The organism is Streptomyces sp. NPDC055239, assembly GCF_053606205.1.
Genome location: NZ_JBSGRD010000004.1, coordinates 477,044 through 499,221, shown reverse-complemented (window position 1 = coordinate 499,221; position 22,178 = coordinate 477,044). Strand labels below are relative to the sequence as shown.

Here is a 22,178-nt window from a genome sequence, read left to right as displayed (position 1 = left end):
TCACGCCATCGTCAGGAACCGCTGGATCAGCGAGGCGAAAAGCACCGCGAGCAGCGGCAGCGAGAACCAGAAGCTGCTCTGCAGCCAGCGCAGCTGCCGCACGCTCGGCTCCACCGCCACCCGCACCACCTCACGGGTGACGAGCAGCAGGATCACGGCGATCGCCGCGAGCGCGCCGATCACCGACCAGGGAGTCCAGGTGATCTGTGGGCCGATCGGGCCGGGATCGGCCTTCTGGACCTTGCCGTTCGGCTGATCGCGCAGCGTGTAGAGGGTCGCGTCGTTGTTCGTGAAGACCTTCTTCAGCTCCTGGCGGTTGTCGAGGTGCGTGATCAGCCGGGTGTCCCAGGTCCTGGGGTAGCCCACGTCCATCTGGAGATAGACCGTCTGACTCTTGTTGATCATCAGATACGAGTGGGGGCCCGCGTCCTTGAGCGCCTTCACCAGGCTGGAGACCAGGACAGGGTCGGCCGGTGCGAGGGTCGGTACGTACTGGACCTTCTCCATGTCACGCGTGCCCCACGGCATCGCGGGCGTCACGTTGTTGACCGTGTCGTCGCTCATCCACAGCAGCCGCACCGTCGGATCGTCGTGCTCGTACACGTAGTCCATCGCGGCGACCTCGCCGACCCGGGTCCGCTCGAAGGGTTCGTTGCCCCAGCGCGCCACCAGGAAGCCGCCCATCAGGATGAGCCCCGCCATCAGCGCGGCGACGGGCGCGAGGCTCACCTGGTCGCGGTCCCGCTCCTTCGCGGTGATGCCCGCGCGCGGGAACAGCGCGAGACCGGCCAGGAGCGCGGCGCCCGGAAGGGCGAACATGAAGACGCGGAGTGCCATTTCGCCGCCGTACGACTGCATGCCGAAGCCCAGGAACGGCACGAAGGTCAGGACGAGCAGCGAGCGCTCCGTGTACTTGTGGTCGCGCCGCCGCCACCAGCCCCAGCAGGCGAGGGCCATGACGCCGCCGGCCAGGGCCACGCGTGCGTAGAGGACGAGCTGGTGGGTCGAGCTGCCGCCCTCGATCCGCCCGGACACCGACGACGACACGTTGCCGCCGACGCCGCCGATCCCGCCGAACAGTTCGTCGAAGTGCCCCGACCAGTAGGGCTCCGCGAGGAAGCCGAGCCAGACGGCGACGAAGACGGCGAAGAGGATCGGCAGGCCGCGCAGCTCCGAGCGGCCCACCAGGACGAGCGCGGCGAGGACGCCGAGCATCACGAACGGCGTGAGCTGGTGCGCCGGGACCGTCGCTGCGAACAGGGTGATCAGGACCCCGAGCAGCACCGCGCGCTGGCGCCGGTCGGCGGGTTCGACGTCGAGTTCGCCGGGGCGGCGCTTGGCCCACAGGACGTGCGGCGCGCGGAACCACACCAGGAGCACCGCGACGAACACCAGATAGAGCAGATACGTGAAGCCCTGCGGCGAGAAGTAGTCCTGGCCGACCCAGCCGCTCAGGGCGAAGATCCACAGGCCGGTCCACTTGGCGCGCCAGCCCGCCCGCATGGAGCGCGTGAGCAGCAGCATCGGTGCCAGGTAGAGCAGCTGCATGGCAAGGGGCCACCAGCGGATCACTTCGGTCATGTCCGAGACGCCGCACGCCTTCGCCACGAACGTGGCCGCCGCGAAGAACCCGGGCCAGCTCCAGCGCGCGTCCAGGTCGGGTACCGCGGAGCCGGTCCTGTCGATGTACTCCATGAAGCCGAGGTGCTGCCAGGCCGTCGCGAACCGCGGCTCGTCCTCGAGGACGGCGGGCAGCGCGTGCAGGCACACCACCGTGGCGATCAGCGTCACCAGGAGCAGGGCCTGATGCGGCCGCTCCATCCAGAGCAGCGAGGCGAAGACGACGACGAGCAGTGCGGCCCCGAGCAGGGTCGGCGTGGGCAGGACGGAGATGAGCCCGAGCCCGCCCATCGTGTCCAGATCCGCCTCTGTGATGCCTAGGGCGGGCAGCCAGTAGAGGGCCAGCGCGAAGGCGAGGAACAGCGCCATGAAGAGGGCGCGGCGGCGGGGGAACGGGTCGGGGGCGACGACGGGCTCGGGCGGGGTCTGCGGCACGCGTGAGTCGGTGCCCGGTTCCTCGGCGGGCGCCGTGACGGCTGAGGACACAGAGGCGGGAATCGGTGGGGACGGCGCCGGGTCGCGAGGCTTGAGCGGTGTTCTCAGCGCCCAGGTCGGCCGGTGCTCCATGTCGTCCCGCTCGTCCCCGTCGGCCCGCTCGTCCCCCGTGCCCGCAGGCTTCTCGGACGCAGGCTTCTCGGACGCAGGCTTCTCGGACGCGGGCTTCTCGGACGCGGGCGTCCCGGACGCGGGCGTCCCGGACGCGGGCTTCTCAGGAGCGGGCTTCCCGGATGCGGGCTTCTCACCAGAGGGCTTCGCGGAGAACGCGGACCTGCCGAATACCGGTGTCCGCGTCCCGTACGCGGGCGTCCCCGGCGGCCCGGGACGCATGTCGGGCCTGCGCTCCGGATGCTCGAAGTCCATCTGCACGGCCAGTTGCAGCGTGTCCGAGTCCAGTGTCTCGCGCAGCGCCCAGGCGGGCCCGCGCCGCTCCTTCTCATGGCCCGGCACCTTGTCGGCGGGCGGGGGCGGCACCTCAGATGTCCCCAGGTCGGCGAGATCGCCGTCCGGTGCCGCGTCGGCCGGCGCGAGGGAGGGAGCCCCCCGCGCCACCCGGTACAGCTTCGGCGCCGCGATCGCCACGATCACGGCGAGGCTGGAGATCTCCGCGACGCCGGCCCCCGTGAGACCCATGCGCGGCAGCAGAAGGAGCGTCAGGCCGAGCACCAGGAAGCACAGCAGGCCCTGCATCCAGGCGATCCCGGACGTACGGCTCTGCGCGCGCTGCACCGCGAAGTACGTCTCCATGACCACCCGCAGCGCCGCGCCCACCGCGAACCAGCGAAGCAGCGGCGTCGCCGCGTCCGCGTACCCCTGGCCGAAGACCCGCAGGATGAAGGGCGCGCAGAGGAAGAGCAGGCCGCACACCGGCAGCATGATGCGTGTCATGCGGCGCAGTGCGGCCCGGGTGTTCGCCGCGAGCCGCGCCGGGTCGTGCGCGCCCTCGACGGTGAGCGACGCGCCCATGTTGATGGCGAGCAGATTGACCGTGCCGCCGATCGTGGTGGTGATGTAGAAGTACGCGTTGTCGACCGAGCTGACCTGCGAGGCGACGATCACCGGTACGAGGTAGACCACGGCGAGCGAGAAGAGCGAGCCGGTGTAGTCGCCGGCCAGGAAACGGCCCATCTCGCGCAGCGTCGGCGGCTGCGTCTTGTCGTGGGTCGCCTCGATGTGCCGTGGCACGAGCCGCCGGAACACCAGCCAGCCGAGCGGCAGGACCGACACGGCGATCGCGGCGACCCACGACACGAACACGCCCGCAGTCGGGATCGCCGCGGCCACCGCGATGAGCAGCCCCAGCTTGACGATGGAGAAGACGGTGTTGCCGACCGGCACCCACAGCGCGCTGCGCAGCCCCGTGAGCACCCCGTCCTGCAACGTGAGCAGCGACCAGGCGACGACCGCGGCGATGAAGCCGAGGCCGTTCAGCGGGCCGTGCAGGAATCTGTACGAGGGCCCCCACAGGTCGAGCGTGAGCAGGAAGATCAGCGCGGCGCACGCCACGACCACGGAACTGGACGCGTAGGTACGGAAGATGAGCCTGCCCGTGGCGCGCCCCGCGACGGGGATGAAACGGGCGAGGGCCCCCATCAGGGTGAGGGCGGTGAGGCCCGCCAGGAACTTCATGGCGGCGATCGCCGCCGAGCCCTGGCCGACCGCCGACTCGGAGTAGTACCGAGCGGCGGCGAGCCAGAAGCCGAGGCCGAGCACGCCGGAGATGCCGGTGTTCAGCATCAGCGCGTAGGCGTTGCGGAACAGGGGACTGCTGTTGCCGCCGCCGCCGGAGCCGCCCCTGCCGGGCAGGCGCATCCTGCGGGGCCTGCCCGACTTGCCGGACGGCGGCTGCTGTTCGGCGGCGGGAGTCCCAGCGACGTCTGCCTGGGCGGTCGACGTGTCAGACACGGGTACGAGTTGCCTTCCGGCGGGCCTGTCGGGCTCTGCGGACCACGGCGTACCCCTTGGTGTGGGCACGGTCCCTGGCGAAGTTGCGGGCGATCCCGCGGCCCTCGACGAGCCGCGCGAACTCCTCGATGCCGGTGGAGCGGCGTACGGTCACCCGCTGCAGGGCGAACGGCCCCTGGGTGCGCCGCGCGAGGCCGTTGCCGACCGCGAGCGACTGGGCGAATCCGGCGCCGCGCACGGTGCGGCGCACACGGCGGCTCGAATAGCCGTACGGGTAGGCGAAGGAGGCAGGGCGGGTGCCCAGTTCGTCGATGAGGATCTCTTTGCAGCGCAGCAGCTCGAACCAGAGGTCGTCGTCGTCCAACTGGTCGAGCTGCGGATGCGTATGACTGTGCCCGCCGATCTCCGTACCCGCCGCCGCGAGTTGGCGTACCTGGTCCCAGTCGAGCATCAGGTCGAGGCCGCCCCCGGTGTCGTGCGCCCCGCGCAGCCAGCCCGTGGAGACGAACAGCGTCGAGGCGAAGCCGTGCTCGGCGAGCACGGGAAGCGCGTGCCGGTGTACGCCTTCATAGCCGTCGTCAAAGGTGATCAGGACGGGCTTCTTCGGCAGCGACCGGCCGGGAGTGCGCCAGACCGCGGCGAGATCGGCCGTGGTGATCGGTGTGAACCCCCGCTCGCCGAGCAGTTGGAGCTGCTCGGCGAACGCCCCCGGAGACACAGACAACTGCCGTGTTTCCAGGGTCGGTTCATGGGCGATCGAGTGATACATGAGGATGGGCACGGGGGCGGTCATGGCGGCCCCCCTCGGCCGGTCGGTGCCGTGGTCATGCGGCAGCCCCCTCCTCGCCGTCCGCATCCTCCTCGATCGTCACGACCGAGAAAGTGGCGTCTGCCCCCCGCGCGCGGACACTGCCGATGACGTACCCCCCGGCCGCCGTGACCACGCCCGCCACAATGGCTCCCGCGCGGCCCGCGCCGCCCGGACGGGCGAACAGCGCGTCACGCAGGCCCCGCCCGACACCAGCGGGCAGGACGCGCGTGGCATAGCGCCGCTCGGACTCGAGTCCCTTGTCCGTGCCGACGCTTCGGGCGACGAGCGCCTTGGACAGGCCTTCCGCGTACGTCCGCGTACGGAAGTACCGGAAGTGCTCCCGCGCCGCGGGGACGCGGTGGTGGATCACCGCGCGGTCGTCGATGAGCAGGATCGCGTCCGGCCTCGCCCGGGTGAGACGGATGCACAGCTCCGTCTCCTCGCAGCCCAGCGGACGCTTGTCGCCGTCGCGCCCGATGCCCGTCGCGAAGCCGCCCGCCACCTCGAAGGCGCTGCGACGGAAGGACGCGTTGCCGCCCAGGACGTTGCGCACCCGCACACGGCCCTCGGGCAGCCCTTTGTACGTACAGCCGACGACCCAGTCGAACTCCTCGGGGAACCAGGCGGGCCTGCGCCGGGACTCCCAGATCGGCATGGTGCGCCCGCCCACGGCGAAGACCTTCGGGTCGGCGTACCCCTCGGCGAAGTGGCGCAGCCAGTCCCGCTCCGCGACGGCGTCGTCGTCGAGGAACGCGATGATCTCGCCGACCGAGGCGGCGATGCCGGTGTTGCGGCCCGCGGAGAGGCCGCGGGGGCCCGCGTTGGCGAGCACCCGCACTCCCTTGGTCTCCTTGTACTCCTTGGCGAGCCGGTCCAGGAGCGAGGCGTTGTGGTCCACCACGAGAAGCGTCTCGAGCGCCGCCAGGGACTGCGCCCGCACCGAGGCGACCGCCGCGAGGATGTCCTCCCAGCGGTCCTCGGTGTAGACGCAGATGACGACGGAGATGCCCGCGGCCGTGCGTCCCCCGTGGCGTCCGGAAAAGCTCAAGACACCTCTCCCTGACGCGTGCGGAAGGGAACACCACGCGTGCGGCGGCGCTGCGGCCCACGGCGGTTGGAGCGCTCCGTGAGGATCACCTTCAGGACCCGCAGACCGTCGCGCACGGCGCTGAGATTGCTGACGCCGTGGATGCGCAGGTACTCGTGGCTGGGGATCTCCTGCACCTTGAGCCCGGCCTTGACGACCCGGATGTTCATCAGGGTCTCCACCTCGAAGCCCGTGCAGTCGAGGTCGATCTTGTCCAGGCAGTGCTTCCAGAAGGCGTTGTAGCCGTAGCAGAGGTCGGTGTAGCGGGCGCCGAACTTGGCGTTCACCACGGAGCACAGGACGTGGTTGCCGAGCTTGCGGATCGGCGTCATGTCGTCCGTGGCACCGCCGTTGGCGAACCGCGACCCCTTGGCGAAGTCCGCGCCGGAGACCAGCGCCGAGACGTAGCTGACGATCTCGTGTCCGTCGGCCGAGCCGTCCGCGTCGACCATGACGATGATGTCGCCGGTGCACGCCTCGAATCCGGTGATCAGGGCGTCGCCCTTGCCCTTGCCGAGCTGTCGGACGACCTTCACGTCCGGCCACAGTTCCCGCGCGACGGCCACCGTGTCATCGGTGGAATTGCCGTCCACGAGGACGACCTCGTGGATCCAGTCGGGCAGCGACTTGAAGACGTAGGGAAGATTCTCCGCTTCGTTCATCGCGGGAATCACGACGCTCACCGGCGGTGTGATCGCCAAGTGCGTCGATATCGGCCGGTAGTTGCCGGACAGCGTCGGCTTCTTTAACGGACCTTGGTCCGGCTCGGCGGCCGGGCGCACAAAAGAACTCACGAGTCTGATCCCTCTCGTCCGGTGGACCGCCCACCCCCGGGCGGTCCGGCTATGTATCCGGTTCGAAAGGGGGGTTCTCACTTACACATGACGAAATGGATCTCCGTGCATGCCAAAGTGAGCTGGCATTGCGCGGGACGTAACTCGGCACGAATTCAACAGCCGAGCACGGCACCCCCCTACCGCGCCCCGCGCCGGAACCACCGCGATCTTGAGCCCTCCCCTAGATCGCATTGCGTGATGGACCGATGCGGGTGGATGTACGACGGTATTGATGATTGAGACCTTATGGCAAGACCTGGAACGAGGCCTCACGTTTTTGATGATTTGGCCGGTCTTGGTGGGCACATATGGAGCGCCCCGTTCCTGCCTTCTTTCTTCTATTCCTGCTTTCTTGATCGAATTTGACCCATGCGTTTCAGCAGCTTGTCGGCCGGTTCGAAGAGCTCCGGCCGGGACAAGACGGTGTTGCGCAGGGCCCTTACCGGAGCGCGCCGCGCCCGGTGACCGATCGCCGCGGGATGGCGCAGAGCCACCCACCCCTCGGACACGGTGAGTTCGCGTGTCTTCAGGGAGTCCTTGTACTGCTTCTGACCCCGCCCGAGATCGAGATACGCGATGCCGTCGGCGGCGGCCGCCTCGGCCATGCGCAGATGCAGGATCAGGCCGGGCGAGTATTTGGCGTAGGCCGGGTCGTAGGCCGGGAACCACTGGGCGAAGATCCGCTCGGAGCAGAGCCCGAAGTGCGCGGCCACCGGCGCCTCGTCGACGTAGAGGACGGAGAGCAGGCCGTTGAACTGATCGGATCTGGTGTGGAAGAGCTGGCGCACGAGCTGATTGATCCAGGCGTGCGCGAAGCGGTCGCTGCGGCCGGTCCTGCGGTACTGGGCCGACTTCCACTCCACCAGGGTGTCAAGGACCTCCGGGTCGCGCTCGTCGTGCACATAGCGAACGACGCCGTGGTGGCGCCCGAGCCTGCGCTCCTTGGAAAGGGTCGTGCGGGTGAACTTCGGAGACTTCGCCTTGAGCTGGCCGAGATATGCCTCGTACCCCTGGTCGATGTCCATGACGGGGGAGGCGAAGGAGCCGGAGGCGCCTGCCTCGAACGGCTGCTGGCCGGAGGCCAGATGGTCGAACTCGTACATCGCGAGCCCGCAGGCCCGTAACAGGTCCCGCGCGTCCCACGTGAAGCCGGGCCGATGCACCAGGCCCTGGCAGTCGGAGACGCCCAGACCGATGGCCCGGCCGACGCCGGTGATGGATCTCTCGAAGGGGAAGAAGGCCGCCGGCTCACCGTCCTCGCGTACGACCGCGATCCGCACGCCACGCCGCCAGTGGCCCACCGCGAGGGTGAACTCCGGCGACAGGAACGGATTTGCCATCTCCGGCGATCCGTTGAGGTGCGCCTTGGACTGGAGCGCTGTCCAGGCCACCCGGTCCGCAGCGGTGAGTTCTCCGGGGCGGTGCACGGTGATGTCCACGTCAGGAGGTCCGCCTCGTCGGGGTGCGGCGTCGCACTCGCCGTACCAGTACCAGCAGATAGATGAGTGAGCCGATCACGGTGATGGCGACGACCCCGCCGCGTACCGACCACATGTGCAGGGCGAGCATCCCTTGGGCCACCAACAGGTTGACCGCGACGGCGCCGGAAACGGAAGCCACGATCCGGCCCCATGCCTCAAGTCCGCCGAGCGCGGCGCCGATCGCAAAGCCCGGAGCGGCCAGGAGGAAGAACAGCGTGAAGGGTGCACGCAGGGGCGATTCGATGTCCGTGAGCGCGAGCACCGCGCCGACCGCGCCCACCGCCACAGCCATGCCCGCGAGCAACGGCAGCGCTTCTTCGTGACGGCTCGGCGGATCCCCGGGGCCGCGCCCGGTGTCTGATGACGGTGCCTTGATCCTGATGGTCTGCATTGGCGACTTTGCCCCCCGACGCGCCGGATGCCGGGCTTCAATGTCGCGCAGTCGACGGCGGCGCGTCAAGATGCGGAGGCTGTGGGGAGATGTTCGCCCCGGGGCCCTTGAACCGCAGGAGAACTCGCTGTGCGGGAAGTGGAATTGGAGGCGAACTTGTTGACATGAACACTACCGGGGGCGGGAGGGGAGTGGTACCACAGTCGTGGCAGAAATCCTGCTAAGGGAGGTTCCATGAGATTGTCCCGAATCACGGCATACGTATCCTCACTCCTCCTCGCCACCGCCTTCGCCCTCACCGGGGCCACCGCGGCGCAAGCAGACCAACAGGGCGACCAACAGGCCGCGGCCACCGGCTATGTGGCGCTCGGCGACTCCTACTCCTCCGGCGTCGGATCCGGCGCCTACGACAGCGCAAGCGGCGACTGCAAGCGCACTCCGCGCGCGTACCCCGCGCTCTGGGCAGCCGCGAACTCACCCTCCAGCTTCAATTTCACGGCTTGCTCGGGTGCTCGTACGGGTGATGTTGTGGCCAGCCAACTCGGCCCGCTCGGCTCCGGAACGGGTCTGGTCAGCCTCTCCATCGGCGGCAACGACGCAGGCTTCGCCGACGTCATGACGACCTGCGTCCTGCAGTCCGAGAGCAACTGTCTCGCGCGGATCGCGACGGCACGCAGCTACGTCGAGTCGACGCTGCCCGGCAACCTCGACAAGGTCTACTCGGCGATCAGCGCCAAGGCACCGGCCGCCAAGGTCGTCGTGCTCGGATACCCCCGCTTCTACAAGCTCGGCGGCGGCTGCGTCGCCGGTCTCTCCGAGAAGGAACGCAGCGCCATCAACAGCGCGTCCGACTTCCTCAACTCCACCACGGCCAAGCGCGCCGCCGACCACGGCTTCGCCTTCGGCGATGTGGCCTCCAAGTTCAGCGGGCACGAGATCTGCTCGGGCGACGCGTGGCTGCACAGCGTGAACTGGACCAACATCGGCGAGTCCTACCACCCCAAGGCCGCGGGCCAGTCCGGCGGCTACCTCCCCGTGTTCAGCGCTGCGGCGTCCTGACCCACTTGGTCCACTCAGTACGGCGCTGAGGAGGAGGCCCCGTCCGTCGGGGTCTCCTTCTCGCATGTCACCGAGTACGCGACGGAGTTGGAGGTGGTCTTCACCGGGCTGCGCACCTCCACGCTGATCGCGTTCTGATACGTCGACCCCGGCTCCCCGGCGACCGTCTCCGTGTGCTGCACCTGCTTGGTCTTCCCGCCCCCGGAGGCGAAGCTGAGGGTCTTCCAGCCCGGGTCGCTCGGCGTGCCGGACTTGGTCACCCAGCGGTAGTCGACGGTGACCGGAACTCGTCCCACGGTGAACGTCGCGGTGAACGAAGGTGCCTGCCCCGCGGCCGGCGGGCAGACACCGCTGTACTGCGTGTACGTGCCGACGACCGAGACCTTGACGCTCTGCGCCGGGTGAGTGGACGACCCTCCGCCGTTGCCGCCACCTCCGCTGCCGGTCGTGGAACCGCCGCCGTCGGAACCGCCGTCGCTGCCATCGCCGGTGCTCGACCCTCCGCCGCCGCCTCCGCCCGACGTGCTGTTGCCGCCGTTCTTGCCCCCGTCGGAGCCGCCGCCGCTCCCGCCGCTCCCGCCGCCTCCGCCCTCGGAGGAGCCGCTGCTGCTTCCGTTCCCGCCGCCGTTGTCGCGATTGAGCAGGGAGTAGGCGAGCCCGCCCAGCGCGAGCGCGAGGGCGACCAGGCCCGCGGTGAGGACGAGAACCGTGCGGCGCGAACGGGTCGGAGCGGCGGTGGCGGTGGTTGTGGCGACGACGGGTTCTTGCAGCTGGTTCGGTGGAGGCGGGAAGGGCGAGGGCGACTGGTGTTGCTGTTGCTGTTGCTGTTGTGACGTGATGGTCGGTGTGTACGGGAGGGGTGCCTGGACACCGGGAGTGCCGCCCGCCGCCACGAGCCGCAGCTGGTTCTCGGCCTCCGCGGCGGAGATCCGGGCGGCGGGGTCCTTCCGCAGTAGCCCCTCGATGACCGGGGCCAGCGGCCCGGCGTTCCGGGGCGGCGGCAACTCCTCGTCGACGACCGCACGCAACGTACTGAGCGGGGTGTCCTGCCGGAACGGCGAGCTGCCCTCGACGGCCGCGTAGAGCAGCACGCCCAGGGACCACAGGTCGGACTCGGGACCGGGCCGCCGTCCCAACGCCCGCTCCGGGGCCAGGAATTCGGGCGACCCCACCACCTCACCCGTCATGGTGAGCGCCGAACTGCCCTCCACCATGGCGATCCCGAAGTCGGTGAGGACCACCCGCCCGTCGTTCGCGATGAGTACGTTGCCGGGCTTGACGTCGCGATGCAGGACCCCGGCCTCGTGGGCGGCGCGCAGGGCGGCGAGCACCTCGGCGCCGATGCGGGCGGCGCGCTGCGGCGCCATCGGACCTTCGGAGTCGAGGATGTCGGACAGCGAGAGCCCGCGCACGACCTCCATCACGATCCACGGGCGGCCGTCCTCGCTCGCCACGTCATAGACCGTCACCACATTGCGGTGCGGGATACGGGCGGCGGCCCAGGCCTCGCGCTCCAGGCGGGCGTACAGCCGGTCGACGTCACTGGCCGGGATCCCCACGGGGGCGCGCACTTCTTTGACCGCGACCTCGCGGCCGAGGACTTCGTCGCGGGCCCGCCAGACCGTGCCCATACCGCCTTCGCCCAAGGGGGCGAGGAGGCGGTAGCGCCCCGCGATCACACGCTCGTTCCCGCTCACGGGCGTCCCCCATCGGCAGCCGTGCGATTCTCCACAAAATTACCTCAACCGAGTGCTGTTGCCGCCCCTTTGAACACCAATCCACACCCAAGGGCGAATACGACACAGGCGGAACTGAGCGGCAGGAACCGGTGCGTGGCCCGGTGCAGCCACCGGGGCCCACGGACCCGCCGTGCGGCGAGGGAGCCAACCCGCACCACAAGGAACCCGGCAGCCGTAAGCGTGACGGCGAGCCCCACCCCGTAGGCGAGGACGAGCAGCAGACCGAACCAGGCCTCGCCCAGGGCGGCGGCGCCGACGAGCACGACGACGGCGGAGGGGCTGGGTACCAGGCCGCCCGCGAAGCCGAGGAAGAGGGCGCCCCGGAGCGTGGGCGGTGCTGCTTCATGCGGATGGTGGTGATGGTGATGGTGGTCATGGGTGGGCCTGCGGCGACGCCAGGCCCTTCGCAGGAGCAGGGCTCCCGCTCCGGTGACGAGAACGCCGCTGACCACGCCCAGCCAGGCGATGACGGACGGGGCGGCGGCCGAGCCTCCCGCCACGAGCAGCCCAAGGGCCGTCACCCCGAGGGTGTGCGTGACGGTCACCGAGGCGGCGAGGGGGAGCACGTCCCGCAGAGAGGCACGTCCCCTCGCGGCGGCGCTCGCTGCCATCAACGTCTTGCCGTGCCCCGGCGCGAGGGCGTGCAGCGCCCCGAGGAGCAGTGCGGTGGCCAGGGCGAGTGCGGCGAATCCCGGGGTGAGGTCGTGACGGGCCACGAGGCCGGTGAGGGCCTGCGTCCACCGGTCCGCGCCGCGCGGCAGCACGGAGGCGGCCGGTGCCTGTGGCCGCTCCTCGCTCAGGGCGGGGCCGCCGGGGGTGATCCGCAGGGTGGCGGAGCTTTCGTCGGGCGGCGAGTCGAGCAGCCGCGCCGGGTAGCGGGAGAGGCGCTTCGAGACGGACTCCTTCGGTACGTCTGTGGCGCTCAGGGTCATCCGGTCGCCGCGCGCCGTGACTTCCCGCCACCCGGGGCCCGGTCGGCCCGCGGCCTTGAACCGGGCGGAGAGTTCGGCGCCCCGGGGGAGCGGGGCGCCGAACTCGCACTCCACGCGCAGGGTGGTCAGACCGGCCTGGCCGTCCCGGGAGACCGCCCGGGCCCGCTCGACGCGGAGTTCCGCCGCTCGTCCGCCGACCCGCAGCGAGCTGCCTCGGGCGGCGTCGTCGCACCGCTTCTCGGCCCAACTCCGCATCCCTACGCGCTTGATGCGGGGTATGGCCTGGGTGGCCGGGATCTCGGCCAGGTCCTCGACGTGGTCGATCCGCAGGCGCCCCGGGCCGGCCACGAGGCCGTCGTAGCGGTTGACGGTGAAATTTCCCAGGGGGTGGGAGACGGCCTCGGTGGCGGGCAGCAGTGCGAGTGCCAGCCCTGCCAGCAGGGTGGCCCCGTAGGCCAGGGTGCGGCGCCGCTTCATCGGGACCCCACGTTTCCCGGGCGGGCAGTCGTCCCTGCTCGCCTCATGACGCCGCCCCCGTCTTCGCCGACAACCCCGGGTTCAGCTCCCGCGCCGTCGACAGCCAGTGCCGAGCCGCCGCGGCGTTGCCCGTCGCCCTCTCGATCACACCCCGGTGGTACAGGAACGCCGCCTCGTGGAACCCCGTGGCCGTGGCCCGGCGTGCGTACGGCAGGGCTTCCTTGGAGTGGCCGTTGACGTGCAGGGCCCAGGCCAGGGCGTCTGCCGTGTGGACCGTGTGCCGCCGTCCCCACTCCGCCTCCGCCGCCCGCAGCGCCGCCTTCCGTTCCGCGCGGTCCCCGTGGTCCGTCAACGCGATCGCCGTGTCCAGGTCCGCGTTCACGCCGTTCGCCCGGGCCAGGGACAGCCACGCGGACACCAGTACGTACTGCTCCTGGGCCTTCGCCTCGTCACCCCGCGCGCCCCGCGTCTCGTACAACTCGCCAAGGGCGACCAGCGGTCCGGGCAGCGGCGCCCGCGCGACCACCTCCCGAAGCCCCCGTATCGCCCGTCCCGTATCGCCCTGCCCGGCCCATGCGCGGGCCCTGCACTCAAGGGCCGGGAGGTAGGAGGCGTCGGCCCGCAACGCATTGCCGCACTGCTTCAGCGCCTCCCCGTACTGGCCCTGGCGCCAAGCCAATTGCCCCAGCGCCGTGGACACATACGCGACGTCCCCACCGCCCGAGCCCGAGCCCGAGCCGAAGCCCACGGCCCGCGACAGCGCCCGCCGCGCCCCCGCCACATCACCCCGGAGCTCCCGCACGTACGCGTACCGCGTGAACACCGGCACCCCGGGCCGCCGGGCGTCGGCCTCGTCCGCGGCCCGCGCCGCCGCCCCGTACCGGCCGAGCTCGACCAGCGCGTCGATGCGCGAGGCAAGGGCCCCCTCGCTGTAGGGGTTCACAGCGAGTGCCGCATCCGCGTGGCGCAGCGCACCCGCGAAGTCGTGCCGGGCGGCAGCCAGCGCCGCCTGCCCCGCGAGCCCCGCGTCATTGCGCGGCCGAAGCTCCAGGGAGCGGTCGAGAGCGCGCTCCGCCTCGCGGTACCGCGACGGGTCGCCCTGGGTGCGGGCCTCCTCGACATAGGCGGTCCCCAGCGTCGCCCACGCCCCGAAGTCCCGCGGTTGGTCCCGCAGATGGGACTGGAGCAGCGCGACGCCACGATCGAGATCGGCACCCCGCAGCGCACCCGGCGCCACGGCGGCGGACGACGACGGCGACCGGTCGGGCCCGCTCTCACCGCCGGCCACGACGGCGCCCCCGGTGATCGCGAGTGCGAGAGCGACGGCCGCCACCCCAGTACGAGCGGTACGACCGGCTGGACGAGGCAGTGCCATCACTAGCCCTTTCAGGAAGGCAGGAAGGAGTGAAGGCGCGACCCGCAGGGGGATAGGTGCGGGCCGCGCCGCTCATAGGGGCGGGATCAGCCCGCCACCCCGGAGGAACCGCGCCTGCGCCACCACGCGAGCCCGAGTCCGACAAGGAGCACCCCGGCCACCCCGGCGGCCCCGGACGCGATCAGGACGGCATCGGTGTCGTCGCCGCCACCGGAACCCGGACGCCCGGGCACGGCGCCGCCGCCGAGCGCGTTGCGCGCCGAGCTGTCATCGGCCTTGCCGCCCTTGGCCAGCGGCCCCCGGGAACCCGGCGTGGGCAGCGCCACGTACGGGAAGGTCCCGCCGAACTTCTGGTCGTTGGCGTTCACCGCGTCGCCCAAGTCGTTCTTTTTGCCGGTGAGTTCGCCCTCGACGGCCTGCAGTTCGATGTCGACGACGTCGTCGGCGAGCCGCCGCCCGTTCGGGAACCCGGCGTTGTCACCGTCGAGAACCCCGAGCCGCTTGGGCGAATCCGCCGGTTCGACCGACGTGTTGAGCCGCAGCGCCTCGGCCGGTTTGACGTTGGGCGGCTGGTTGAGGCCCTTCACGCCCGTCAGGAACACCGACACGAGGTCGTCGCGCGGTTCGGCGGGCGCCTTCAGCTTGTAGATCTTCTCCAGGAGCTTCGGCAGCTCGGGCCTGGTCACGTACTTCAGGAAGTCCGCGTCGTTCCAGGGCGCGGACGCGTTGAACTTGTCCTTGTCCTTCTGCGGCACGACCACCTCGTTGACCAGCGGGTTGCCGAGCCGCGAGACCTGGGTCCACTTGCCGCCCGCGTTCTTGCGCTGCGTCGTCGACCAGATGCCTACGGTGGGCTGCTTCGCCGACTGCCGTATCTCGGAGTTCGGCACCTGAAGGGCCAGGGAGTTCACGTTGTAGCCCTTGAGGGTGTCCCTGCCGACCTCCGACAGGTCGCCGCCGTACAGCAGGTCGAACACCCGCAGATCCAGGAAGAAGGGATCGTCGGCCTGCCCCGCGAACGTCGAGCCCCCGCCCTTGACCGGGGTCACCGCCTGATCGCGCAGCTTCTTGTACTCCGGCATGGACGCCTTGCCGACGTGCGACGGCGCGGTGGGCACGTCATCGGCGACCTTCGTGGTCGAGACGGCCTTCTGGTCCTTGAGCTTGATCAGTTCGAGGTCGTAGGTCTGTGTCACGTTCAGGTCGGGATCGTCGAGGCTCGTCACGGGCCCGGTGCTGTAGAGGAACGTGTCGCCGTTCTTGGTCTTCGTGTCGAACGTCCACCGGTAGAGGAGGTCGCCCTGCGCGTCCCCGTCGCTGTCGATGTGGACGTCGTACTGGGCGTCGTCGGCCCACGGATAGAAGTTGGGCCCGCCCGCGGGTTCTTCGAAGGGCAGCCAGTTCGCCACGATCGTCGTGGAGTCGGGCTTGTCGGGGCTCACGAACGCGTACACGTCCGTGTTGTCGTACTGGGGCTGCCCCGAGATCAGCGGGGCCTCCCGGTGACTGGAGGCGCTTGCCGCCCCCGGTTCCAGTGCCGTCACACCGGCGGCTGCGAGCCCCCCGGCGGCCAGCGCGCCACAGACGAGCGTCGCGAGGCCGCGCTTGCCGCGGCGCCCCGTCCGGCTCTTGGCGATAGCTGTCATCGCGTCCGTCCTTACTGTTCCTCGCGCGACCTCGCGCGGTGCGCGCGAGCCGCCTGACGAACGCCATTCGGGGCTCGGTGCCCGGCGGATTGCCCCCGTTCCCAATCCGCCGGCTTTCCCCGCCACGAATCCCGTGCGACCGGACCGTGCGACCGGACCGGGGGGCGGGGGACACGCATGGAGCCGGACGAACTGCTGCTTCTGATCGCGAAGGGGGACCAGTCCGCGTTCGAGAAGCTGTACGACCTGGTCTCGGGGCCGGTCCACGGCCTTGTCCGCCGCGTCCTTCGGGACCCGGCGCAGTCCGAGGAAGTGGTCCAGGAGGTACTGCTCGAACTCTGGCGGACGGCGGCCCGCTTCGATCCGGCGCGCGGCAGCGCCTTCGCCTGGATCTTCACGCTCGCCCACCGCCGGGCGGTGGACCGGGTACGCAGCACCCGCGCGGCGAGCGAACGCGAACGGCGCGCGGCGGTCGAGCGCGGCGAAGGACCTGCCTTCGACCAGGTCGCCGAGGCGGTCGAGGCCGGCCTGGAGCGCGAAAGGGTACGCCGCTGCCTCGGCCGCCTCACCGACCTCCAGCGCCAGGCCGTCACCCTCGCCTACTACGACGGCTATACGTATCGCGAGGTGTCCCGGCGCCTGTCCGTCCCGCTCGGCACGGTCAAGACGCGGATGCGGGACGGACTGCTGCGGATGCGCGAGTGCCTGGGCGCGGCGACGGGGGACGCGACATGAAGCGCGGCTTGGAGCGGCATTCCAGTGGGCGCCCACCGTGGGGCGAAGGCGATGGCGATGGCGGTCCCGCGGTGCCGTTACGTACGGCGGAGCAGGAGCCGACCCGACGGGCGCCCGTCGCTCCGAGCGCTCCCCCCGCGCTCCCGCGCGCTTCTTCTCGCCTTCATGCACGTGAGATCGCCCACGTCCTGGCGGCTCCTGACGCCCGGGTAGCCGGGGAGAGGGACGCGTGGGGGGCGCGGCATCAACGTCGTGTCGTGTCGGAGTCCAGGCGGCGCGCCGTGGTGAGCGTCACGGGGCTCGGGGCGCCGTCTCGGGGGCGCGCGCACCAACTGTGGCTTGTGCGGCCCGCCTCGGCGCCCCGTTCTCTGGGCCTGCTCGACGGCGAAACGCCGTTGATCGCGCCAGGTCTGAGTGCGCCCGGCAGGTCACTGAAAGTGACGACCGAGCCCGTCGGGGGCTCAAAGAGGCCCACTTCTGCCCCTCTTGTCCAACTCGCCCTGGAATCAGTCGTATTCGGAGAGTAGTCGTCAACCTCCTTACGTAGAAGGTGAATCATGCGACCGGGATACGCGAGTGTGGTGAGGGGGCGATAGAGTTAACCTGCCCTGGGCCGGGTGCCCTCGTACGGGTGGGGAGTGACATGGAACAGATAACGATGCGCAGCAGGGCGCGTGTCCCTGCGATCACCTGCGGGAGCAGCGCGACCAGCTCGCGTCTCGACCGCCATCTCGCAGTGCTGGGCGGCCCCGCCGTCCCGCAGCGTGAGACGGCGGAGGCGACGTTGCTGATGCGTGAGCTGACCTCGCGGGGTGCGCATGACCACAGTGGCCGAGGTGCACGTGTGCGAAGGGTCTCCCTCTTCGCTCCCTTGCGCAGGCTGCGGCGGTCGCTCTTTGGGGGTCGCTGACCACGGGTGGTCGGGGGTTCGGCCGTCGCCAGCGGCGGATTGCTCCCACCCACCCGCCCCTTCCCCGTGCCGGACGTCACTCATTACGCCCCTGCCGTAATACCCGTGTCATACGTACCTGTTGACGCCGCAACTTTCCGGCCCCGATGTGGCTGATTGAACGGCCGATGTCACCGGCGGCTTGTATGTGCCGAGTTGACGATCACTCCGCTGATGCGGAGTTTTTTCGCTTGTTGGCCTGGTTGGCCCGGTTGGCAATGAAGCGCGCTTTCTTCTGACGATTCCCGCACGTGTTCATGTCGCACCATTTGCGGGTGCGGCTCTGGCTGGTGTCGAAGAAGGCGGCCTGGCAGGTCGGCGACGCGCACAAAGCCAGTTTTCCGTCTCGTTCGCCCGCGATGATGCTGATCGCGTCGGCGGCGATCACGCTGAGGGCATCTTCCACGCGGGAAGCCGGGCTGAGCCGCCATTGCCGCGCACCCTCGGGCGTCAGGATCGCCGCGGCCCGCCCCTGAACGCTGTAGTCATTGATGACTTGGACAGCGGATGCGGGGAGAGCGTCCTGGAGCGCGGCCGCTGTCGCGGCGGCGTGAATCGACTCCCTCAGTTCCCGGGCGAGGTCGAGCTGGGCAGCCGTGCAGGAGTCCACGGCGAGGCCGCTCACTGCCAGCCAGTCGATGAGCCGTTGCGGCGCGGGAATGCGCTCCACGGCGTTGCCGTGACGCTCCGACAAAGTCCCCGTGAAGCTGGTCGCCAGCACGCTGCCGAGGCGGAAGTCAGGGAACTCAACACGCATGGAACCACCTTAGCAGGTTGCGCGCTGACGCGAAGGCATAGTAGAACCGGCTTAGACGGTTCGCGATAGTTCGTAGCCGGTTCCACGATGGCCAGGAGGTCTCATGCCCCGTCTCACCAGCGACGTGCAAGCATTTGAAGCCCACGCGACTGACGCCGACCTCGACGAGCTGCGCGCGCGATTGGCCGCGGCGCGGCTACCGGAGGCTGAGACGGTCCCTCGCGCCGCGCCCGGCCCTCGCCGATGGGAACAGGGTGTCCCTCTCGCCGACCTCGTCGACGTCGTGAACTACTGGCGCACCGGCTACGACTGGCGGGCGTTCGAAGCGCGCCTCCACCAGATCGGCCAGTTCCGCACGACCATCGACGGTCTGGGAATCCACTTCCTGCACCGCCGATCCGCGCGCGCGGATGCCACTCCCCTCCTCTTGACGCACGGCTGGCCGGACAGCATTGCCCGGTTCATCGATGTGGTGGACGAGCTGGCAGATCCGAAGGACGCGGACGCGCCGGCGTTCCACGTCGTGGTCCCGTCGCTTCCGGGCTTCGGTTACAGCGACAAGCCGACCACCACGGGGTGGGGAACCGAAAAGATCGCGGCCGCATGGGTGGAACTGATGGGAAGGCTCGGCTACGGCAAGTTCGCAGCCCACGGCGGCGACTGGGGAGGCAATATCACCACGGTTCTCGGCGGCAGGTTCCCGGCGCACGTTCTCGGCATCCACACCACGTTCGCGGAGGGACCGCCCGGGTTGACGACGGACGGGCTCACGGCGGTCGAGCGCGAGTGGACCGAGGAAACCAGCGACTTCTGGCGCCATCGCGCTGCGTACGCGAAGCAGCAGGCGACCCGGCCGCAGACCATCGGCTACTCGCTCGTCGACTCGCCGGTCGGGCTTCTCGCCTGGATCCTCGACAAGTTCGCCGAGTGGTCGGACACCGAAGACAGCCCGTTCGAGACGATTTCCAGAGACCGCGTTCTTGACGACGTCACCCTGTACTGGCTGACGCGAACCGGTGCGTCGGCGGCCCGTATCTACTACGAGAGCCACAACTCGCTCGATCCCGAACTCCGGGTCGACGTCCCGTCAGCACTCACCATGTATCCCCGCGACGTCGAGAAGTGTCCGCGCCCCTGGGCGCAGGAGCGGTACCGACAGATCGTCCGATGGGCGACGCCCGAAGCCGGGGGACATTTCCCGTCGCTGGAGGTTCCCGAGCATTTCGTCAAAGATCTACAAGAGGGCCTCGCGGCAGTCCTTGCCGCTGGCAGGTAAGGACTTCTCGGCGGCGCTCACCGTCCCCCGCGCGCGTACCGGCGGACGGCGAGCGGTACGCACACGCCGAGCAGCACCAGGGACCAGACGATGGCCCCGGCCACGGGATGCGCCACCGGCCAGGCGGCGTCCGCGGGGACGGGCGCGTTGCCGAACAGATCACGCACCGCCGTCGCCACCGCGCTGATCGGATTCCACTCGGCGACGGTGCGCAGCCATCCGGGGAGCCCGTCGGTGGGGATGTACGCGTTCGAGAGCAGCGGCAGCATGAAGGTCGCGCCGCCCAGCTGACCCGCGGCCTCCTCGCTCTGTGAGGCGAGCCCGAGCAGGATGCCGATCCAGGTCGTGGCGAACCGGAAGAGGAGCAACAGGGCGAAGGCGCCCAGGGCTTGGAGCGGCCCGCCCTCGATCCGCCAGCCCATGGCGAACCCGACGAGCATCAGCGGCACAAGGCCCACGGCGGTGGTCAGCAGATCGGCGACCGCCTGCCCGAGCGGGACCGCCGAGCGGCTCATCGGCATCGTGCGGAAGCGGTCCATGACGCCCCGGTGGGAGTCCTGGGCGGCGGTGAACATGCCGGTCATGATGCCGTTGGCGGCGGTCGCGACGAGCATGCCAGGGACGAGGTAGGCGCGGTAGTCGCCGCCGGACATGGCGAGGGCGCTGCCGAAGACGTAACCGAAGAAGAGCAGGAAGACGATGGGCATCGTCTGCGTCATGACAAGGATGGCGGGCGCGTGCTTGATGCGCCGCAGATGCCGGCCGAGGACGGCGGTGCCGTCGTAGAGGATGGCGTTCAAGAGGGGCCTCCATGCGGGGTGCTCGGGTGAGTGGGCGGGAAGAGATCCGTCGCGAAGCGGCGGTCTAGGAAACGCGAGCGACGAGCCGCAGAAAGACTTCGTCGAGAGTCGGCGCCCGAAGAGTCGCGTCAACGACAGGAACCCCGGCGGCGTCCAGCTCACGAACGATCCGCGGCAGCGTGAGACCCGCATCGAGAGAGACCACCCCGGCGGTGCGCCGCTCGGTGTCGAGGACCGGCTCCGTCCCGGTGAGCTGGTCAAGGACGACCGCGGCGGCGTGCAGCGCCTGCGCCGCCGTGTCCTGCGGCAGGACGACCTCGACGTAAGTCCCGATCTGCGCCTTCAGCGCGGCCGGCGTCCCCCGGTGCGCGGCGAGCCCCCCGTCGATCAGAACGACCTCGTCGGCGAGCTGATCCGCCTCCTCCAGATACTGCGTGGTCAGCAGTACGGTCGTCCCCTCGGCGGCCAACTCCCTTACGGCGTCCCAGATGCCGTTCCTGCTGTGCGGGTCGAGCCCGGTGGTCGGCTCGTCGAGGAAGAGGACGCGTGGCCGCACGAGCAGGCTGGCCGCGAGGTCGAGCCGCCGCCGCATGCCTCCGGAGTAGGTGCGGGCCGGGCGGTCGGCGGCGTCCTCGAGACCGAACTGCTCCAGCAGCTCGTCGCCCCGCCCCCGTGGGGCCCGCAGCAGCCGCGCGAAGAGCCGCAGGTTCTCCCGCCCGGTCAGATCCCCGTCGACGGATGCGTACTGCCCGGTCACGCCGATGAGCCGCCGCACCGAGGCGGCCTCGCGCACCACGTCGTGGCCCGCGACGAGCGCTCTCCCGGCGTCCGGTGTCTGGAGCGTGGTGAGCAGCCGCACCGCCGTCGTCTTGCCCGCGCCGTTGGGGCCGAGCAGCCCGCAGACGGTGCCGTCGGGGACGGCGAGATCCAGTCCTCGCAGGGCGTGGACGGAGCCGTAGCGCTTCTCCAGACCCTCACTAAGTACAGCGTACGTAGAAGTCATGTCCGCACGGTACCTCACTACGTACGCTGTACGTAACTAAGATGGGGGCGAGGTGATGATCAATGGCGGGCCGAGCGGCCGAACCGGAAGTGATCTGGGCGCGCCCCGAGCGTGCGGGCCGTGGCCCGAAGCCCGCGTACAGCAGGGCGGACATCGCGGCGGCGGCCGTCCGCATCGCCGACGCGGACGGCATCGACGCGCTCTCCATGCGGAGGGTCGCGGGCGAGCTCGGCTGCGGCACCATGTCGCTCTACAACTACGTACCGCGCAAAGAAGACCTGCACGAACTGATGGTCGACGCGGTGAGCGGCGAGTACGTGCTGTCGTCGGGGCCGCAGGACGGCGACTGGCGCGCGCAGATGCTGGCGCTGGGCCGCCAGACGCGCGAGATCATGCGGCGCCACCCGTGGCTGCCCCGGATCATGTCGGCGCTCCACGGCTTCAGCCCGAACGCCCTGCGCTACCTGGAGCACTGCCTCGGCGCCCTGGAGGGGCTCGACGCGCCCTACGGCACCAAGATGGAACTCATCGGGATGGTCAACGGCTCGGTCATGACGTACGTCGCCAACGAGCTCGGCATGGCGGAGCGCGCGCGGTCACTGCCGTGGTCGGAGGAGCAGGAGAAGCAGGTGCGGTTCGCCTACCTCGCAGGGCAGGTGGGCACCGGGGCCTACCCGCGGCTCGCGCAGGCGTTCGCGGAGGCGCCCGCGCCCGACGACGGGGACGAGCTCTTCGACCGCATGCTGAACAGGCTTCTGGATTCGTTCGCCTGAGCGGCCCCGGCGCTGTCGCTGTCCCTGT

The 22,178-nt window shown here is 70.2% G+C and carries 19 protein-coding genes; 6 read left to right on the top strand and 13 right to left on the bottom strand.

The features are described from left to right. The 6 genes from ACWFRJ_RS17710 to ACWFRJ_RS17685 form a co-directional block, all read right to left on the bottom strand. A complete protein-coding gene (locus ACWFRJ_RS17710) occupies positions 1 to 4,023 on the bottom strand; it encodes a lipopolysaccharide biosynthesis protein (protein ID WP_453530878.1) in 4,023 nt (1,340 codons plus the stop codon). After that, positions 4,016 to 4,816 carry a polysaccharide deacetylase family protein gene (locus ACWFRJ_RS17705; RefSeq protein ID WP_453530875.1) on the bottom strand — a complete coding sequence of 267 codons (801 nt, stop codon included), beginning with the start codon at positions 4,814 to 4,816 and terminating at the stop codon, positions 4,016 to 4,018. Before ACWFRJ_RS17705 ends, ACWFRJ_RS17710 begins: the two co-directional genes overlap by 8 nt. Positions 4,817 to 4,847: 31 nt before the next feature. Continuing rightward, positions 4,848 to 5,882 (bottom strand): glycosyltransferase family 2 protein, encoded by a 1,035-nt coding sequence (locus ACWFRJ_RS17700; protein ID WP_453530872.1) that lies wholly within the window; start codon positions 5,880 to 5,882, stop codon positions 4,848 to 4,850. Continuing rightward, complete coding sequence (locus ACWFRJ_RS17695) at positions 5,879 to 6,715, bottom strand: glycosyltransferase family 2 protein (protein ID WP_453530869.1); 837 nt, start codon at positions 6,713 to 6,715, stop codon at positions 5,879 to 5,881. The genes ACWFRJ_RS17700 and ACWFRJ_RS17695 overlap by 4 nt, the downstream gene beginning before the upstream one ends. A gap of 380 nt (positions 6,716 to 7,095) precedes the next feature. Continuing rightward, the gene (locus tag ACWFRJ_RS17690) at positions 7,096 to 8,196 is read right to left on the bottom strand and encodes a GNAT family N-acetyltransferase (protein ID WP_453530866.1); all 1,101 of its coding nucleotides are present in this window, start codon (positions 8,194 to 8,196) and stop codon (positions 7,096 to 7,098) included. Between the two features lies 1 nt (position 8,197). Next, complete coding sequence (locus ACWFRJ_RS17685; RefSeq protein ID WP_453530863.1) at positions 8,198 to 8,629, bottom strand: hypothetical protein; 432 nt, start codon at positions 8,627 to 8,629, stop codon at positions 8,198 to 8,200. Positions 8,630 to 8,863: 234 nt separating this feature from the next. Between ACWFRJ_RS17685 and ACWFRJ_RS17680 the strand changes: the two genes are divergently transcribed. Next, complete coding sequence (locus tag ACWFRJ_RS17680) at positions 8,864 to 9,688, top strand: SGNH/GDSL hydrolase family protein (protein WP_453530860.1); 825 nt, start codon at positions 8,864 to 8,866, stop codon at positions 9,686 to 9,688. A gap of 14 nt (positions 9,689 to 9,702) precedes the next feature. Here ACWFRJ_RS17680 and ACWFRJ_RS17675 read toward each other — a convergent pair whose 3' ends face one another. The 4 genes from ACWFRJ_RS17675 to ACWFRJ_RS17660 form a co-directional block, all read right to left on the bottom strand. After that, positions 9,703 to 11,385: a serine/threonine-protein kinase gene (locus tag ACWFRJ_RS17675; protein WP_453530857.1), complete on the bottom strand. Its 1,683-nt coding sequence runs from the start codon at positions 11,383 to 11,385 to the stop codon at positions 9,703 to 9,705. A 44-nt stretch (positions 11,386 to 11,429) separates the two neighbouring features. Then, positions 11,430 to 12,836: an urease accessory protein UreH domain-containing protein gene (locus ACWFRJ_RS17670; RefSeq protein ID WP_453530854.1), complete on the bottom strand. Its 1,407-nt coding sequence runs from the start codon at positions 12,834 to 12,836 to the stop codon at positions 11,430 to 11,432. Between the two features lie 43 nt (positions 12,837 to 12,879). Continuing rightward, complete coding sequence (locus tag ACWFRJ_RS17665) at positions 12,880 to 14,169, bottom strand: tetratricopeptide repeat protein (RefSeq protein WP_453530851.1); 1,290 nt, start codon at positions 14,167 to 14,169, stop codon at positions 12,880 to 12,882. Positions 14,170 to 14,297: 128 nt separating this feature from the next. After that, positions 14,298 to 15,857 (bottom strand): DUF4331 domain-containing protein, encoded by a 1,560-nt coding sequence (locus ACWFRJ_RS17660; RefSeq protein ID WP_453530848.1) that lies wholly within the window; start codon positions 15,855 to 15,857, stop codon positions 14,298 to 14,300. A 177-nt stretch (positions 15,858 to 16,034) separates the two neighbouring features. On the opposite strand from ACWFRJ_RS17660, the gene sigK reads away from it, so the two are divergent. The 3 genes from sigK to ACWFRJ_RS17645 all read left to right on the top strand — a co-directional run bounded on the left by sigK (position 16,035) and on the right by ACWFRJ_RS17645 (position 17,502). Further along, positions 16,035 to 16,592, top strand: coding sequence for an ECF RNA polymerase sigma factor SigK (sigK, locus tag ACWFRJ_RS17655; protein WP_453530845.1), 558 nt, complete (start codon positions 16,035 to 16,037; stop codon positions 16,590 to 16,592). Beyond that, on the top strand, positions 16,589 to 17,119 hold the full coding sequence (locus ACWFRJ_RS17650; protein WP_453530842.1) for an anti-sigma factor: 531 nt from the start codon (positions 16,589 to 16,591) through the stop codon (positions 17,117 to 17,119). The genes sigK and ACWFRJ_RS17650 overlap by 4 nt, the downstream gene beginning before the upstream one ends. 116 nt (positions 17,120 to 17,235) lie before the next feature. Then, positions 17,236 to 17,502 (top strand): hypothetical protein, encoded by a 267-nt coding sequence (locus ACWFRJ_RS17645; protein WP_453530839.1) that lies wholly within the window; start codon positions 17,236 to 17,238, stop codon positions 17,500 to 17,502. A gap of 202 nt (positions 17,503 to 17,704) precedes the next feature. Here the strand turns inward: ACWFRJ_RS17645 and ACWFRJ_RS17640 are convergent, their stop codons facing one another. Continuing rightward, complete coding sequence (locus ACWFRJ_RS17640; RefSeq protein ID WP_453530836.1) at positions 17,705 to 18,298, bottom strand: CGNR zinc finger domain-containing protein; 594 nt, start codon at positions 18,296 to 18,298, stop codon at positions 17,705 to 17,707. Between the two features lie 103 nt (positions 18,299 to 18,401). Here ACWFRJ_RS17640 and ACWFRJ_RS17635 point away from each other — a divergent pair, with 103 nt between their 5' ends. Further along, positions 18,402 to 19,574 carry an epoxide hydrolase family protein gene (locus tag ACWFRJ_RS17635; protein WP_453530833.1) on the top strand — a complete coding sequence of 391 codons (1,173 nt, stop codon included), beginning with the start codon at positions 18,402 to 18,404 and terminating at the stop codon, positions 19,572 to 19,574. A gap of 17 nt (positions 19,575 to 19,591) precedes the next feature. Here ACWFRJ_RS17635 and ACWFRJ_RS17630 read toward each other — a convergent pair whose 3' ends face one another. Together ACWFRJ_RS17630 and ACWFRJ_RS17625 are read right to left on the bottom strand one after the other, a co-directional pair. Next, entirely contained in the window at positions 19,592 to 20,374 is a 783-nt protein-coding gene (locus ACWFRJ_RS17630; protein ID WP_453530830.1) for an ABC transporter permease, read from the bottom strand. A 64-nt stretch (positions 20,375 to 20,438) separates the two neighbouring features. Continuing rightward, positions 20,439 to 21,377 carry an ATP-binding cassette domain-containing protein gene (locus tag ACWFRJ_RS17625; RefSeq protein WP_453530827.1) on the bottom strand — a complete coding sequence of 313 codons (939 nt, stop codon included), beginning with the start codon at positions 21,375 to 21,377 and terminating at the stop codon, positions 20,439 to 20,441. Positions 21,378 to 21,439: 62 nt separating this feature from the next. Between ACWFRJ_RS17625 and ACWFRJ_RS17620 the strand changes: the two genes are divergently transcribed. After that, positions 21,440 to 22,150 (top strand): TetR/AcrR family transcriptional regulator, encoded by a 711-nt coding sequence (locus ACWFRJ_RS17620; RefSeq protein ID WP_453530824.1) that lies wholly within the window; start codon positions 21,440 to 21,442, stop codon positions 22,148 to 22,150. Positions 22,151 to 22,178: the final 28 nt, after the last annotated feature.